We start from the raw sequence: 14,576 nt of genomic DNA on the forward strand, positions 1-14,576 counted from the left end.
CCGGCCCATGAACGACCAGAGAGGATCGAGGACCGTTATGGCAGACAAGAACATGAGCATCCTGGTAGTGGATGATTTTCCGACCATGCGGCGCATCGTGCGCAGCCTGCTCAAGGAGCTTGGCTTCACCAACGTCGAAGAGGCCGAGGATGGCCAGGACGCCCTCAACAAGCTCAAGGGTGGGGGCTTCGAGTTCGTGGTCTCCGACTGGAACATGCCAAACCTCGATGGATTGGACATGCTCAAGCAGATTCGTGCCGACGATGGCCTGAAGCACCTGCCGGTGCTGATGGTCACCGCCGAGGCCAAGAAGGAGAACATCATCGCCGCGGCCCAGGCCGGCGCCAGTGGCTATGTGGTCAAGCCCTTCACCGCCGCCACCCTGGAAGAGAAGCTCAACAAGATCTTCGAAAAGCTGGGTTGGTGACGTCTTTTTGTCAGGCCCTGGCGTGGGCACGAGGTGAGGGAGAGAGAACATGAGCACGCAAGAATCGCCGGCTGATGCGAAGCAGGCGGCCAGCGACGACCTGGTCAAGCGCATCGGCCATTTGACCCGCATGCTGCGCGAGAGCATGCGCGAGCTGGGGCTCGACAAGGAGATCGAGAAGGCCGCCGAGGCGATTCCCGATGCCCGCGACCGCCTGAGCTACGTGGCCTCCATGACGGAGCAGGCCGCCGAGCGGGCGCTCAATGCCATCGACCGCGCCCAGCCGTTGCAGGACGAGCTCGGCTCACGTGCCGAGGCGCTGGATGCCCGCTGGGCCGAGTGGTTCGCGACACCCCAGTCACTCGACGATGCCCGCGAACTGGTCACCGACACCCGTCGCTACCTGGCCGAGGTGCCCGACAAGACCGGGGCCACCAGCAAGGAGCTGCTGGAGATCATGATGGCCCAGGATTTTCAGGACCTGACCGGCCAGGTGATCAAGAAGATGATGGACGTCATCCGCGAGATCGAAAGCCAGCTGGTCCAGGTGCTGATCGACAGCGTGCCCGATGGCGAGAAGCGTGACGACATGCAGCGCCAGGTCGATGATCGACGCCATCTCGACGCCCGCAAGCGCGACGAAGGGTTGCTCAATGGCCCGCAGATCAAGCCCGAAGCGGCCGATGTGGTGAGTAGCCAGGATCAGGTCGACGACCTGCTCGACCAACTCGGTTTCTGATCCCGCTCGAGACCCGTTTCCCCTTTTGCTGCGCTGATAGTCGCGAATAAGTCGTGATTATCGGCGCTTTTTGACGTATCACCCCTTCCCGCTCCTCCCCACAATGGCCAGGGTCCGCACGAGCGTCCCGAATGAGTGGCCATGGCCGACCAGAACAGCGATCAGGAAAAGACCGAAGACGCCACGCCCCGACGCATCGAGAAGGCGCGCGAGGACGGCCAGGTCGCCAGATCCCGCGAGCTGACCACCTTCATGCTGCTGCTTGGGGGCGTGGCTGGCCTGTGGGGCATGGGCGGCATGCTCTACGACCAGCTCGGCACGGTCATGGAGCAGGCCTTCCTGTTCGAACGGCGGCATGCCATGGAAACCACGCCGATGCTCAGCCAGGCGCTGGATCTCGGCAGCCGTACGCTGATGGCACTGCTGCCGCTGTTCCTGTTGCTCAGCGTGGTGGCACTGGTGGCCCCGGCGCTGCTCGGCGGCTGGTTGATTTCGGCCAAGTCGCTGGCGCCGCAGCTTGGCAAGCTCAACCCGCTCAAGGGGCTCAAGCGCATCTTCGGGGTCCAGGCGCTGGTCGAACTGGCCAAGGCGATCGCCAAGTCGCTGCTCGTCGGCGGGGTCGCGGTGACCTTTCTGTGGAGCCAGCGCGGCACTTACCTGGGCCTGATGGATCAGCCGATCCAGCAGGCTCTGGCCAGCGCCCTGGAACTTGCTGCCCTGGCCTGCGGCCTGTGTGTGCTGACCCTGCTGGTGGTGATTCTGATCGATGTGCCCTACCAGCTTTGGAGCCATGCCAAGAAGCTGCGCATGAGCAAGGACGAGGTCAAGCGCGAGCACAAGGAGTCGGAAGGCGATCCCCATGTCAAGGCGCGGATTCGGCAGCAGCAGCAGGCCATGGCCCGGGGGCGGATGATGAGCAAGGTACCGGAGGCGGACGTGATCATCACCAACCCGACCCACTATGCAGTGGCGCTCAAGTACGAGGAGAGCGGCATGGGGGCGCCTCGAGTGGTTGCCAAGGGCGCCGACCATGTGGCCGCGAAGATTCGCGAACTCGGCGAGCAGCACGCGATCCCGAGGCTCGAGGCCGCGCCGCTGGCCAGGGCGCTCTATCAACACGTGGATCTCGATGCCGAGATTCCGGAAGCACTCTACACCGCCGTGGCGGAGGTCCTGGCATGGGCCTTTCGGCTACGGCGGGTGTCACACGAAGGGGGCGAGGTGCCACCAACACCCGAGGACCTGCCGGTACCGGAATCGCTCGAGGTTCCGGCCCGCACTGACGAGAACGACGCATGAAGGCCTGGAGCGACTACCTGGGACGCCGCGACTGGATGGCCGACACGCAGATGAAGCTGCTCGCCGGGCCGCTGCTGATCCTGTTCGTCATGGCGATGCTGATCCTGCCGCTGCCGCCCATCGCGCTGGATCTGTTCTTCACCTTCAACATCGCGCTTTCCGTGATGGTGCTGCTGGTCAGCATGTTCACCCAGAAGCCGCTCGACTTTGCCGCCTTCCCAGCGGTACTGCTCTTCACCACGCTGCTGCGCCTGTCGCTCAACGTGGCCTCGACCCGGGTGATCCTGATGGAGGGCCACCAGGGCGGCGATTCCGCCGGCAAGGTGATCGAGGCCTTCGGCCAGTTCCTGGTCGGTGGCAACTTTGCCGTCGGCCTGGTGGTGTTCCTGATTCTGATCGTCATCAACTTCATGGTCATCACCAAGGGGGCGGGGCGCATCGCCGAAGTGGGTGCCCGCTTCATGCTCGACGCCATGCCAGGGAAGCAGATGGCCATCGATGCCGACCTCAATGCCGGCCTGATCGGTGAGGAAGATGCCCGCACGCGGCGTGCCGAGGTTGCCCAGGAGGCCGACTTCTACGGCTCCATGGATGGCGCCAGCAAGTTCGTGCGTGGCGACGCCATGGCGGGGCTGGTGATCATGGTGGTCAACATCATCGGTGGCCTGCTGATTGGCATGCTCCAGCACGACATGGACTTCGGCAGTGCGGCGCGCACCTACACGCTGATGACCATCGGCGATGGCCTGGTGGCGCAGATTCCTGCGTTGGTGATCTCCACCGCCGCTGGCGTCACCGTGTCACGGGTCAACACCGACCAGGACGTTGGCCAGCAGATGATCAGCCAGCTGTTCGTCAACCCCAAGGTGATGATCCTCTCGGCGGCGGTCATGGGCCTGCTCGGGATGGTGCCGGGCATGCCCAATTTCGTCTTCCTGCTGTTCACCACGCTGCTGGGTGGCCTGGCCTGGTTGTTGATTCGGCATCAGGCCAAGCGCCAGGTTCAGGAGGCCCTTTCCACCGAGCCAGCTCCGCCCCCGGAGGCGCCGGAGGCGAGCTGGGATGATGTCGCCCTGGTCGATACCCTGGGGCTCGAGGTGGGCCATCGGCTGATCCCGCTGGTCGATCAGCGCCAGGAAGGCGAACTGCTCGGGCGCATCAAGAGCGTGCGCAAGAAGTTCGCCCAGGACGTTGGCTTCCTGCCGCCGGTGGTGCACATCCGCGACAACCTGGAGCTTGGCCCCAGCACTTACGTGATCACCCTCAAGGGCGCCGAGATCGGCCGTGCCGAGGCCTTCCCCGGCAAGTGGCTGGCGATCGACCCGGGCCAGGTCTCGGGTGAACTCTCCGGCACCGCGACGCACGACCCGGCCTTCGGCCTGCCGGCGGTATGGATCGACTCGGGCCAGCGCGAGCATGCCCAGGTCTATGGCTACACGGTGGTGGATGCCAGCACCGTGGTGGCCACCCACCTCAATCACCTGCTGCATCGGCATGCCGCCGAGATGCTCGGCCGCACCGAAGTGCAGAAGTTGCTCGACAAGCTTGGCGACGAACAGAAATCGTTGGTCGAGGACGTGGTGCCCAAGGCGATCTCGCTGACGGTCTTCCAGCGCATCCTGCAGAACCTGCTGGACGAGGATGTCTCGATCCGTGACCTGCGCACCATTCTCGACACCCTGGCCGAGCATGCCGGCACCCAGCAGGATGCCGGCGAACTCACCGCCCTGGTACGCGCAAGCCTCGGCAGGACCATTGCCCAGCAATGGTTCCCCGGCGACGACGAACTCAAGGTGATCGGCCTGGATGCGCAGCTCGAGCAGGTGCTGATGCAGGCCATGAATGGCAATGGCGCGCTCGAGCCGGGCCTGGCAGAGACGTTGATGACCCAGGCCGAACAGGCCCTGGAGCGCCAGGAAGCCAGCGGCGAGCCGCCGGTGCTGGTGGTTCAGCACAGCCTGCGGCCAGTGCTGGCGCGTTTCCTGCGCCGCCGGCTTCGCCACCTGGTGGTGATGTCCCAGGCCGAGATTCCCGATGACCGAACCCTGCGCGTCACTCAACTGGTGGGTGGGCGATGAGCACTGAAAGGACGCCGACGACATGAGCGTGATGCGATTCACAGCCGCCACCAGCCGCGAGGCGATGCGCCAGGTGCGGGCCGCCCTGGGCGACGAGGCGCTGATCCTGGCCAACCGCCACACCGAGCAGGGCGTGGAAATACTGGCGATGGCCGAGTCGCCCGCCGAAGCCCTGACGGCGGGCGAGCCACCTTCGCCGCCGGCCGCCAGGGCAGTGTCGGCCAGCCAGCCAGCGCCCACCCCGGTTGCCCCGGCTGCTGCAACCGCACCATCGTCCAGCGATGCGTTTCAGGCCATGAGCGCCCAGTTGCTCAAGGAGATGCAGGACATGCGCACGCTGCTGGCCAGGCAGCGCACAGCGGATGATGGTGTGACGGGGCGACTCGCGGCCTGGCTTGGCGAGGCGGGGTTTGGTCAGGCGCTGGCCGATGATCTGCTGGCCGGGGTGCCGGAGGAGCTTGCCCACGCCGATGACGCAGGCCTCGAAGCCTGGTTGTCCCGCCAGCTCGTCACGCGGCTGCCGGTACAAGACGATGACGCGCTGCTGGCCGAAGGCGGGATCCTGGCGCTTGTCGGCCCTACCGGGGTCGGCAAGACCACCACCACCGCCAAGCTGGCGGCGCGCTACGTGATGCGCCATGGCCCGGACCAGGTCGCCCTGGTGAGCACCGATAGCTTTCGTATCGGGGCCCACGAGCAGTTGCGTATCTACGCCGATCTGTTGGGCATTCCCATGACCGGGCTCGATGACCAGGGCTCACTTGACGAGGCACTGGCGCGGTTTGCCGACAAGCGCCTGGTGATCATCGACACCGTGGGCATGAGCCAGCGTGACCAGCGAGTGCTCGAACAAGTGGCTCGGCTGCAGGGCAATGCGCGTGCGGTACGCTTGGTGTTGCTGCTCAACGCCGCCAGCCAGCCCGAGACCCTGGAAGAAGTGATCAACAACTTTCGCCAGGCCGCGCGCGCCGCCGGTGGACGCCTCGATGACTGTGTGATCAGCAAGTACGATGAGGCCGGCCGCACCGGGATACTGCTCGATGCCTTGATGCGTCATGGCCTGCGCCTGCTGTTCGTGGCCCATGGCCAGCGGGTACCGGAGGACCTGGCCACCCCCGAGGCGCATGCCCTGGTGAGTCAGGCGCTGGCCACCCGCAGTGCCATGCCGGCCCATCACGTGCCATCGGCGCCGGCGGCACGCGGACTGCTTGGCCAGGGGCGGCGGCTGGCCGCGGTACTCGGTGGGCTGCGTGAGCGAATCAGCGACTTCGCCGCGCTCGAGCAGGCCTGGTCACTCACCGCACTCCCCGAAAGCCTGCACCTCGCGCGTCTCGACAGCCTGCTCGAAGGAGTGGCTCCGGCAAGCCACGCTGGCGTTGTGTGGACATCGCGCAGCCGCGTGCGTGGCCAGGGGTGGTCGATGCCGGATCTGCGCCTGGATGACCAGGGCGGGTGGTCGGCGTTGCCACTGCCCCAGCACCGTCAGCCCGCCGGACAGTGCGAGCGCCTGGCCTGGGCCACGGCGGATCATGGCGGCAGCTGGCACCTGCTGCCGGCCTTGCCGGAGGCCGATGCCGCTACCTGGCTTGCCGAACGCCAGCTGGCCTGGGTGGCTCAGGCGCGCCCCACCCAGCGCGTCAGCCATGCCGGCGAACGCCTTGCGTTGAGCCAACTGGCGGCGCTGGCCGAACCGCTCGCCGCCCCACAGCGCAGGCTTCGCGGCCGCGAGGTGCGCGTGCGCCTATCGCGGCTGCCGGTGGTGGCGACGCTGGGTGGCCAAACGCTGGCCCTGCGAGCCTGGTTCGCGGTGCTCGAGGAGCGTGACAGCGGACGCGGGCTCGGGCGGCGTATCTGGCTTGCGCCGGAAGCGCTGGGTGACGATGCCCTGCCGCTGCTGCTGGGCCAGCTCGATGCCGAGACGTTGCCGCGCCTGACCCGGCGCGCCCACGCGCGGCTTGGGGATAGCCACCCGGAAAGCGCCCCGGCACTGCGGCTGTTGCTGGCCGGTGGCCTGGCGGCGGTGGCCGGCCAGTTGGAGCGCAGCCAGACCGAGTGGGCGCGCGATCTGCGAGCCGACCTGCTTGGCCTGCTTGGTGGACGCCGTCGACGCAGCGCCGAAGCATTGCTCGATGCGTTGCTCTACCTCGGCATGGCCCGAGAGGCGATCCGCGAGCTGGCGGTTGTCGGTAGGGAGGGGCTTGGCGCATGAGCATCGATCAGGCGGCGGGACTGCGCCAGTGGGCGACCAGCGCCCGCGCCGATGAGACGGGCTGCCCCCGGCACGTCGCCGAGGCGCTGCTGGAACTGGCGGCCGGTACATCCGCGAGGCGCCCTGCGCCGGCGTCGGCTTCCCCGGCATCGGCTTCCCCGGCGTCGGGGTTCACCCTGATGGTGGTGGGCCTGCCAACCCGGCAGCTGGAACGCGCATCGGCCACCTTTCGGTACTGGGCCGGGCTTGGGCGGCGCTGGGTCGGTGACCCGGCGCGCTGGCGAATGGTCGCGGTGGATGTGGCGAGCCCGCATCTGCCACTGCTTGCGGCCCAGCAACCACGCTGGGCGCTGTGGGTGGACAGCGACCCCGATGCGTTCCGGCGCGCCTGGCGTCTGCTGGTACGGTTGGCCGAACGCCAGGGGCCGCGTCGACTGCTGGCGGTGCATCCGACAGGCATGGGCCGCCATGGGTTGCTCGACAACCTGCGCCAGGCCGCCTGGGCCTATCTTGGCATCGACCTGGTGGTGCTGGCATGAGCGTCGTGGCCACGCTTGCTCAACTGGTGATGGGGTCGCTGGTGATGGTGATGCCCGCCATTCCGGCGGTATCGGCCGGCAGTTGGGTGGCCGCGGCCCCGTCGGTGCGTGTGGTGATGGCCGAGCGCGAAGTGGCTTCCGCGCCACTGAGCTCGTCGGGCGGGCAGGTACAGGGCGAGATCGCCACCATCACCTGGCAGTACCAGGTGCCCCCCGGCGAGACGGTACGCGCAAGGCTATGCCATGCCGACGGTTGTCTGCCGATTGCGGCGCCCAGGGGGACCAGCAATGGATTCGCCGGCATGGCCGCGGATACGCCGCTGGAGTTCCGCTTTGCGCTGGCGCCGGGCCAGCGCCAGGCAGTGACCGTGCAGGGGTTGCAGGTCATCGTCAATTATCGCTGATCCTGACAGAGGCACTAGAACGGGATGTACACAGCAAAGGGCAAGATCGACCAGCATGAGCTCATGACGCAGTATCTGCCGCAGGTACGTCGGCAGGCCCTGGCGTTGCAGGTCAGGCTGCCGTCGAGCATCGAACTGGATGATCTGATCCAGGCCGGCACGGTGGGCCTGCTGGAAGCCCTGGGGCGATTCGATGCCGGCCAGGGCGCCAGTTTCGCGACGTTTGCCAGCCAACGGATTCGTGGCGCCATGCTCGATGAGCTACGCAGCCGTGACTGGCTTCCCCGCAGCGTGCGGCGCAATGCCCGTGCGGTGGATGAGACCGTGCGTCGGCTCGAGCAGCAACTGGGCCGCGCCGCCGAGGAGCATGAGATCGCCGCCGACCTCGACATGGACCTCACCGACTACCGGCAACTGCTAAGCGACACCAACAGCGGGCAGCTGCTGCCGTTCGAGGCACTGGTGGAGGAAGGCTCGGAGCCCGGTGCCGGCGAGCAGGGGCCGTTGTCACCCTTCGCCTCGCTGGTCGATGGCGAGCAGCGCGGGCGGCTGGTGGAAGCGATCGAAGCACTTCCCGAACGCGAGAAGTTGCTGATGGCGCTTTATTACCAGGAAGAGCTGAACCTCAAGGAGATCGGTGCGGTACTCGGCGTGACCGAGTCGCGGGTATGCCAGCTGCATGGCCAGGCGGTCAGTCGCCTGCGCGCCCGGCTTCGTGATGACTGAACCAGCACTGCGTTACAGGCGCCCCATCAACGCCGCGGTATCATCCAGCGCGTCCAGGTAGCAGCGCTGGAGCCGGTCGAGCGGTATCTCGCTCTGCTGGTTTTCAACTTGCTGCTCATGCTGCTCGGCGAGTGCCAATATGGCACCCAGGTGCCCCCCTCGAGTGGCCAGTGCATCGTGTATCGCCGCATCCAGCGGCATCTCCTCGAGCAGGGTCTGCTGGTCCTCGTCGAGCAGCGGCCCCATCATCGAGAACAGCCCGGTAGTGAAGGCATCCTCGGGGTCGATGGTCGGAAAGGGGCGGGCCAGATTGCGACACATGAAGGCGCGCGTCAGTGCCATGCGCACCATCAGCTTCGACGATGGCAACTCGCTGGCCAGCGACAGCGTCATCACCAGTCGACGCAGCTCGTGCAGACCGAGCCGCTGCATGGCCTGGCGCAGCTCACTCTGCTGTTGCGAGCCGCGCGCGTAATAGCTCGAATTGGCCCGCCGCAGGATGGTCACATGCAGGTGGGGCATCTGCAGGATCAGTTCGTAGAGACGATGGGGGTCGGCGTCGGGTCGGTATAGCTCGTTGACCAGTCGCAATTGCGCGGCGCGGTTGCCATGGCGCCCCTTTGGCCTCGTGGCGTGAAAGGTCGGCTCGGCGAGATAGCGTCCATTGACGTACTGGCAGCCGAGCTCACGATAGGCGTCAAGCGCCGCCTGGTCGCGCACTTCCACGGCCATCAGCTGCTTGCCCATCACCCGCAGTCGGTGGGCCTCGGCGGCGTCGAACACCGTGGGTGAGTGCAGTTGGATCACATCGACCAGCGGCAGCATCAACCGCGGCTGCGCCTTGACCAGGCTTGCCGAGGCGGCCAGCCGATAGCCCTTCTCGCGAATGCCGTGCAGGTCGTCGACCATCGCCGCGGTTGGGTCGAGGTCGTCGGACAGGCCGATGACGATCAGCTTGGCGGGCGTGGGCAGCAGTTCGCCACGGCCGAGCCAGTCGTCGGGCAGGTCGATGAACAGCTCACGCCCCCCCAGGCGCTGGCCATCATCCAGCTCGTAGATCACCGCCGCCAGAGCGCGGGCGGTGTCGGCCACCGGGTCTTCCCCAGCGCCGTCATGGCGATAGCGCAGCTGGTCGGCAATGTGTCGGTCCTCGGCGTCATGGATCGGCTCGAGGGCGATGGCGAAGGCGTCTGCGTCCTTCTTGTCTGGCATGGTCTTGGCTCCCTGCATCGAATGCCTGCCAGGACGCCTGTGCCGAATGGCGCATCCCGGGGCAGATGTCGGCAAGCGTACCACTCCGGCGCCTGGCATGCTCGCGGTCGGCGACCCTCAAGCTTGTCGCCGTGCCGCCGATATCTGCCAATGACGCCATCTCTCTGTACCTTTCTGCATCTCTCTGTCCGGCAAGGAGCCGTGAATGAATCCATCAACGCTGATCGGTATCTTCGCCAGTTGCGTGCTGCTGGCAAGCGTGCTGCTGTTCACCGCTGAATCGCCGCAGAGCTTCGTGAATCTGCCGGGCCTTGCCATCGTGCTGGCGGGTACCATGGCCGCCACCTTCATCAGCTATCCACTCAAGGAGGTGCTGCGGGTGGTGCGCCTGGTGGGGCTGGTGTTCCGGCGTGAGAACACCTACACCCGCGATGACATCAAGGAGCTGGTCGACATGTCGCGGCTGTGGTTCAAGGGCGATGTGCGAGCGGTGGAAGAAGCACTGGAACATACCCGCAACCCCTTCCTGCGTACCGGTATCCAGCTGGTCATCGCCAATACCAAGGAGCAGGAGATATTCGACCTGCTGCGTTGGCGCATTGCCCGGCTGCGTGCCCGCGAGCAGGCCGAGGCGCAGATCTTTCGCACCATGGCCACCTACGCCCCGGCCTTCGGCATGATCGGCACCCTGGTTGGCCTGGTGAACATGCTGGAGGTGATGGAGGCCGGTGACCTGCAGGTGATCGGACCGCGCATGGCGGTGGCGCTGCTGACCACCTTCTACGGCATCCTGCTGGCCAACCTGGTGTTCAAGCCGATTGCCGTGAAGCTCGAGCGGCGCACCGAGGAACGGCTTATCGCCATGAACATGGTGCTGGAAGGCATCTCGCTGATCACCAAGCGGCGCCTGCCTTCGTTCATCGAGGAGACGCTCAACTCTTTCGTTGCCAACTACCACGATGAGATCCGCGAACCCGGCCGGCCACGTTCCGACCTCGACGAGTCCAGCCAGCATGCTTGATCGCGACTCCCGCGAGGCGCTGCTGCCTGGCTCCCCGACAGAGGGCGATGGGGAAGGCTGGCTTGTCAGCTACTTGGATGTGCTGACCCTGTTGATCACGCTGTTCGTGCTGTTGCTGTCGATGGCCGGTAGCGGAATGACTGGTAACGACACCGTCGCGGGTGGCGGTACGGCACAGCAGGTCTCTCGCCAGGGTGAGGCTTCCGCACTTGCGGTGAATGGGCTTGCGCCCTTGGCAACGGGGCTCGAGCCGCGCCATGATGGCCTCAAGCCACGCTTTCGAGGGCTCGAAATGGAGGGGGTCAGCGTGGCCGAAGGAGAAGGCGGCATCACCTTGCGCATCGACGACAACCTGCTGTTCGACAGCGGCCAGGCGCGGCTCACCACGGGGGGTGGTGAGGTGTTGCAGCGTCTCGTGGGAACACTCGCCGGCATCGAGGGCCGAATATCCGTGGAGGGGCACACTGACAATGTGCCGATTGCCACGGCCAGGTTCCCGTCCAACTGGGAACTGTCCACGGCACGCGCCATCGCCGTATTGCGTTATCTCGCGGGGGCGGGATTGGCCCAATCGCGGCTGCGTGCCATCGGCTATGCCGATACACAACCGCTGGTCAGCAACGAGACAGCCGAGGGGCGCGCGGCCAATCGCCGTGTCGAGCTGTTGCTGAATCAGTTGCCATGACAGACGGGGAAAGAACGGGAAGATCATGAATCACTGTGCACGAGTGGCGGGCCATTGCGGCCGCTGCGAGGGCGACTTGCCCTTTGAGTTTACCATGGCGTTCCAGCCGATCGTCGATCTGGCCGCCGCACGGATCACCACCTATGAGGCCCTGGTACGTGGGCCTGGTGGAGAATCGGCGTGGAGCGTGCTCTCCAAGGTCACCGAGGACCTGCTCTATCGCTTCGACCAGGCATGCCGGGTACGCGCGATCGAGATGGCAAGCGAGCTTGGCATGGATGAGGCGCTTTCGATCAACTTCCTGCCCAATGCGGTCTACGAGCCTTCGGCGTGCATACAGGCCACGCTCGAGGTGTCACGGCGAGTCGGCTGGCCGACGGAGCGCATCGTCTTCGAGATCACCGAGACCGAGAGGGTGAAGGATCGCGATCACCTGCGAGGGATCATCGACGCCTACCGCTCGATGGGCTTCACAACGGCCCTTGACGACTTCGGCAACGGCTACGCCAACCTCGATCTGCTCACCGACCTGCAACCCGACACGCTCAAGATCGACCGAGAGCTGGTGATGGGCTGTGATGGCGATAGGCGTCGCCAGGCGCTGCTGCACGGGGTCAGCCGGATTGCCGACGAGCTCGGTATCCAGTTGATTGCCGAAGGGGTCGAGACTCGCGAGGAAGCCCTATGGCTGGGGCGCGCGGGCATCACCCGCCAGCAGGGGTTTTTCTATGCCCGCCCGAAGGTGGCGTCGCTGGCTGGCGATCTAGGCGAGACCCTGGCCGAACTTCGCGACTGCCTGAGCCACGAGACGCCGGCCCGACACGGCTACTCAGCGCGATAGGCCATCAATCAGCCCCAGGAACGGCAGCACCGAGATGGCGATGATTGCCAGTGCCGCGATGGTGACCAGGCCCACCCGCAGCGGGTGTCGAAGCAGGCGCCCACCAAGGGTCGGTGCCTCGCCGCGCGAGGCCAGCCTGTCGCGCTCCTGGCGCATGCGTGCGCCCAGCGCCTCCTGGTAGTCGTCGAGCACCTGGCGAGCCGCTTCATACTGCGTCTCGTCGCGTAGCCAGATTGCCGCCACGCCAAGCCCCCAGAAGCCGGCTCGTGTCTCGTAAGTGTCGAAGCCATGGGCCTCGAGCAGCTGGCGAACCTCGACGATCTCCTCGTCGGGCACGTTGCTCAGTCGAAACAGCAGTCTAGCCACGCGGGGACTCCCTCTGCGGGTGGTTCATGCGCCACCGGTCGCATCGAGCACCGTGATGCTGGCCGGGGCCAGCGGCTCGCGTTCCCGGTGGCCGGTCAATGGCGTGTCAGCAAGCGCGGTGAGTAGAATCTGCAGCGGGTCGCCATGGCTGACCAGCAGGATCGTCTCGTCACGATGGGCACGCTCCTGGGCGTCGATCACGCCACGCATGCGCTCGGCGACCCTCGCCACCGATTCCACGCCGTGCTCGCTGTGGCCAGGGTCATTGGCGTCCAGCGCCCATACCTCGGCATAGCGCGTGTCGGGCTCGCCCTCGAAGGTACCGAAATACCGCTCGCGCAGGCCGGTTTCGGCCTGCATGGCAAGCCCGAAGTGTGTCGCCACCCGGGCGGCCGTTTCGGTGGTGCGCAGGAAATCCGAGTGCAGCACAAGGCTGGGTACCGGCCAGTGCCAGTTCTCCATCAGCGCCTGGAGTTGGGCTTCCCCCTGGGGCGACAGGCCGAAGCCTTGCAGCGCATGCTGCGGTGTGCTGGCGATCACGCCCCGGGCATTGGCCTGGCTATGGCCGTGGCGCATCAACAAGTAGCGATTGTGCAGCGGCATGCTGGGCTCCGGTCACAGACGCTCGACGCGTTCGATCAGCACCGGCTCGGCCGGCACGTCCTGGAAGGGCCCACGGCTCGTGGTCGGGACGTCCTTGATGGCATCGACCACCTCCATGCCCTCGATCACCCGGCCGAATACCGCATAACCCCAGGTCCGGCCGGACTGGGGGCCTCGGTGGTCGAGAAAGCCATTGTCGGCCACGTTGATGAAGAACTGGGCGGTGGCGGAGTGCGGGTCGCCGGTGCGTGCCATGGCCAGGGTGCCACGCGTATTGGCCAGGCCGTTGTCGGCCTCGTTGGTGATCGGCTCGCGTGTCGGCTTCTGGTTGAAGTCAGCGTCGAAACCACCGCCCTGGATCATGAAGTCGTCGATTACCCGGTGGAACAGCGTGCCCTGGTAATGCCCTTCCTCCGCGTAGGCGAGGAAATTCTCGACACTGGCGGGCGCCTGGTCCTCGAAGAGTTCGATGGAGATGGGGCCTTGGCTGGTGTGCAGGATCACATCGGCGTCACTGGCCATGGCGGCCTGAATGCCGGCCAGGGCCGGAAGGCTGGCGGCCAGCAGTACTGAACGCAAGGCGCGGGGGATGAAGGAGGGCATCATTGGGGTCATGGGGCGGCGAGACAGCACGATTGTGTCCTTGTCAGTGGGTTGGGAACAGAATACGCCGGGCTTTACCTGCTGTCAGGTACCTCGGCGGCCTGGCACTGGCGCTCGATACGCGCAAGCGCCTCATCGGCGCCCGCCAGGCTGAAGACCATGAACCAGGGGTCGTCCTCGCTGCGCATCAGGCGCAGGCGCAAGGTCTCGCCATGGCGCATCTCCTCGATCGACAGGGGCTGCTCGGGCAGGTGGAACTGCACGTAGAAGCCGCTGTCTCCGCGTTGGGTGATGAATTCCGCCTCGCCATTATGAATGGTCTCGTGGTCGACCCTGAGGTCGGCGGGAACGCGATTGACCACCTCGCTGTCAGGCTGGTGCTCGCCAAGGTCGACGCGCATCTCGAGCCACGGCAGGTCGCAGGCGCCGGGGGTCAGGTTGACGCTGAAGTGCGAATCGCTGTAGCTGTGGGCTTCCACGGCCCGCCAGTGGGTTTCCTCGCCGAGGGTCAGCGTCATCGACTGCCAGTGCTCATGGCGCTGGATATCGGTGGTGTTGAAGGTGGTGGCGTTGGCCAGCGGAATGGCGAGAAGCGCGGAAAGCAGTGCAAAAACGACAAGCGCCAAAGGCTTCGTTGCAACCGATCCACGCCGGAAGGCGCAGCGGGGGGACGCGGTCGCGATGTAACGGTGGAACATGGGGCTGATTTCCTGGACCTGGGCGATGCGATGGTATCACTCGATGCCTTCGGAGCCGACCGGCCAAGACGTTGATTGCGCGCGATGTGGGCCATGGTTTACATGCTGATGCACAGCGTTGGTTGC

The 14,576-nt window shown here is 66.0% G+C and carries 16 protein-coding genes; 11 read left to right on the forward strand and 5 right to left on the reverse strand.

The window, feature by feature from the left end:
- The first annotated feature begins 37 nt into the window (after positions 1–37).
- The 8 genes from cheY to C6V82_RS09330 all read left to right on the forward strand — a co-directional run bounded on the left by cheY (position 38) and on the right by C6V82_RS09330 (position 8,421).
- Positions 38–427, forward strand: coding sequence for a chemotaxis response regulator CheY (gene cheY, locus C6V82_RS09295; RefSeq protein ID WP_102587682.1), 390 nt, complete (start codon positions 38–40; stop codon positions 425–427).
- 49 nt (positions 428–476) lie between these two features.
- Positions 477–1,166, forward strand: coding sequence for a protein phosphatase CheZ (gene cheZ, locus C6V82_RS09300; protein ID WP_102587683.1), 690 nt, complete (start codon positions 477–479; stop codon positions 1,164–1,166).
- 141 nt (positions 1,167–1,307) lie between these two features.
- On the forward strand, positions 1,308–2,465 hold the full coding sequence (flhB, locus tag C6V82_RS09305) for a flagellar biosynthesis protein FlhB (RefSeq protein ID WP_102587684.1): 1,158 nt from the start codon (positions 1,308–1,310) through the stop codon (positions 2,463–2,465).
- Positions 2,462–4,543 carry a flagellar biosynthesis protein FlhA gene (flhA, locus tag C6V82_RS09310; protein WP_102587685.1) on the forward strand — a complete coding sequence of 694 codons (2,082 nt, stop codon included), beginning with the start codon at positions 2,462–2,464 and terminating at the stop codon, positions 4,541–4,543. Before flhB ends, flhA begins: the two co-directional genes overlap by 4 nt.
- A 22-nt stretch (positions 4,544–4,565) precedes the next feature.
- Positions 4,566–6,752, forward strand: coding sequence for a flagellar biosynthesis GTPase FlhF (gene flhF / locus C6V82_RS09315; RefSeq protein WP_102587686.1), 2,187 nt, complete (start codon positions 4,566–4,568; stop codon positions 6,750–6,752).
- Positions 6,749–7,291, forward strand: coding sequence for a hypothetical protein (locus C6V82_RS09320; RefSeq protein ID WP_229843141.1), 543 nt, complete (start codon positions 6,749–6,751; stop codon positions 7,289–7,291). The genes flhF and C6V82_RS09320 overlap by 4 nt, the downstream gene beginning before the upstream one ends.
- Complete coding sequence (locus C6V82_RS09325) at positions 7,288–7,695, forward strand: flagellar protein FlhE (protein WP_102587687.1); 408 nt, start codon at positions 7,288–7,290, stop codon at positions 7,693–7,695. The genes C6V82_RS09320 and C6V82_RS09325 overlap by 4 nt, the downstream gene beginning before the upstream one ends.
- A gap of 24 nt (positions 7,696–7,719) precedes the next feature.
- Positions 7,720–8,421, forward strand: a complete 702-nt coding sequence (locus C6V82_RS09330; protein ID WP_102587688.1) for an RNA polymerase sigma factor FliA — start codon at positions 7,720–7,722, stop codon at positions 8,419–8,421.
- A 12-nt stretch (positions 8,422–8,433) separates the two neighbouring features.
- Here the strand turns inward: C6V82_RS09330 and C6V82_RS09335 are convergent, their stop codons facing one another.
- Positions 8,434–9,633 (reverse strand): EAL and HDOD domain-containing protein, encoded by a 1,200-nt coding sequence (locus C6V82_RS09335; RefSeq protein WP_180978256.1) that lies wholly within the window; start codon positions 9,631–9,633, stop codon positions 8,434–8,436.
- Between the two features lie 205 nt (positions 9,634–9,838).
- Between C6V82_RS09335 and C6V82_RS09340 the strand changes: the two genes are divergently transcribed.
- The 3 genes from C6V82_RS09340 to C6V82_RS09350 are packed head-to-tail and all read left to right on the forward strand — an operon-like array spanning position 9,839 to position 12,180.
- Positions 9,839–10,654: a motility protein A gene (locus C6V82_RS09340; protein ID WP_102587690.1), complete on the forward strand. Its 816-nt coding sequence runs from the start codon at positions 9,839–9,841 to the stop codon at positions 10,652–10,654.
- Positions 10,647–11,339 carry an OmpA/MotB family protein gene (locus C6V82_RS09345; protein WP_102587691.1) on the forward strand — a complete coding sequence of 231 codons (693 nt, stop codon included), beginning with the start codon at positions 10,647–10,649 and terminating at the stop codon, positions 11,337–11,339. Before C6V82_RS09340 ends, C6V82_RS09345 begins: the two co-directional genes overlap by 8 nt.
- Before the next feature lie 25 nt (positions 11,340–11,364).
- A complete protein-coding gene (locus tag C6V82_RS09350) occupies positions 11,365–12,180 on the forward strand; it encodes an EAL domain-containing protein (protein WP_102587692.1) in 816 nt (271 codons plus the stop codon).
- Here C6V82_RS09350 and C6V82_RS09355 read toward each other — a convergent pair.
- The 4 genes from C6V82_RS09355 to C6V82_RS09370 form a co-directional block, all read right to left on the reverse strand.
- Positions 12,169–12,546, reverse strand: a complete 378-nt coding sequence (locus C6V82_RS09355) for a DUF6164 family protein (protein WP_102587693.1) — start codon at positions 12,544–12,546, stop codon at positions 12,169–12,171. The two genes, C6V82_RS09350 and C6V82_RS09355, sit on opposite strands and share 12 nt — an antisense overlap.
- A 24-nt stretch (positions 12,547–12,570) precedes the next feature.
- A complete protein-coding gene (locus tag C6V82_RS09360; RefSeq protein WP_229843142.1) occupies positions 12,571–13,149 on the reverse strand; it encodes a histidine phosphatase family protein in 579 nt (192 codons plus the stop codon).
- Between the two features lie 12 nt (positions 13,150–13,161).
- Positions 13,162–13,671, reverse strand: coding sequence for a peptidylprolyl isomerase (locus C6V82_RS09365; RefSeq protein ID WP_102587789.1), 510 nt, complete (start codon positions 13,669–13,671; stop codon positions 13,162–13,164).
- Positions 13,672–13,826: 155 nt separating this feature from the next.
- On the reverse strand, positions 13,827–14,450 hold the full coding sequence (locus tag C6V82_RS09370) for a hypothetical protein (RefSeq protein WP_229843143.1): 624 nt from the start codon (positions 14,448–14,450) through the stop codon (positions 13,827–13,829).
- Positions 14,451–14,576 lie beyond the last annotated feature (126 nt).

The organism is Halomonas urumqiensis, assembly GCF_003028575.1.
Taxonomy (GTDB): domain Bacteria; phylum Pseudomonadota; class Gammaproteobacteria; order Pseudomonadales; family Halomonadaceae; genus Halomonas; species Halomonas urumqiensis.

Coding starts and splice junctions, on each gene's coding strand:
- cheY (WP_102587682.1), top strand. CDS start 38: ATGGCAGACAAGAACATGAGCATCCTGGTAGTGGATGATTTTCCGACC.
- cheZ (WP_102587683.1), top strand. CDS start 477: ATGAGCACGCAAGAATCGCCGGCTGATGCGAAGCAGGCGGCCAGCGAC.
- flhB (WP_102587684.1), top strand. CDS start 1,308: ATGGCCGACCAGAACAGCGATCAGGAAAAGACCGAAGACGCCACGCCC.
- flhA (WP_102587685.1), top strand. CDS start 2,462: ATGAAGGCCTGGAGCGACTACCTGGGACGCCGCGACTGGATGGCCGAC.
- flhF (WP_102587686.1), top strand. CDS start 4,566: ATGAGCGTGATGCGATTCACAGCCGCCACCAGCCGCGAGGCGATGCGC.
- C6V82_RS09320 (WP_229843141.1), top strand. CDS start 6,749: ATGAGCATCGATCAGGCGGCGGGACTGCGCCAGTGGGCGACCAGCGCC.
- C6V82_RS09325 (WP_102587687.1), top strand. CDS start 7,288: ATGAGCGTCGTGGCCACGCTTGCTCAACTGGTGATGGGGTCGCTGGTG.
- C6V82_RS09330 (WP_102587688.1), top strand. CDS start 7,720: ATGTACACAGCAAAGGGCAAGATCGACCAGCATGAGCTCATGACGCAG.
- C6V82_RS09335 (WP_180978256.1), bottom strand. CDS start 9,633: ATGCCAGACAAGAAGGACGCAGACGCCTTCGCCATCGCCCTCGAGCCG.
- C6V82_RS09340 (WP_102587690.1), top strand. CDS start 9,839: ATGAATCCATCAACGCTGATCGGTATCTTCGCCAGTTGCGTGCTGCTG.
- C6V82_RS09345 (WP_102587691.1), top strand. CDS start 10,647: ATGCTTGATCGCGACTCCCGCGAGGCGCTGCTGCCTGGCTCCCCGACA.
- C6V82_RS09350 (WP_102587692.1), top strand. CDS start 11,365: ATGAATCACTGTGCACGAGTGGCGGGCCATTGCGGCCGCTGCGAGGGC.
- C6V82_RS09360 (WP_229843142.1), bottom strand. CDS start 13,149: ATGCCGCTGCACAATCGCTACTTGTTGATGCGCCACGGCCATAGCCAG.
- C6V82_RS09365 (WP_102587789.1), bottom strand. CDS start 13,671: ATGGCCAGTGACGCCGATGTGATCCTGCACACCAGCCAAGGCCCCATC.
- C6V82_RS09370 (WP_229843143.1), bottom strand. CDS start 14,450: ATGTTCCACCGTTACATCGCGACCGCGTCCCCCCGCTGCGCCTTCCGG.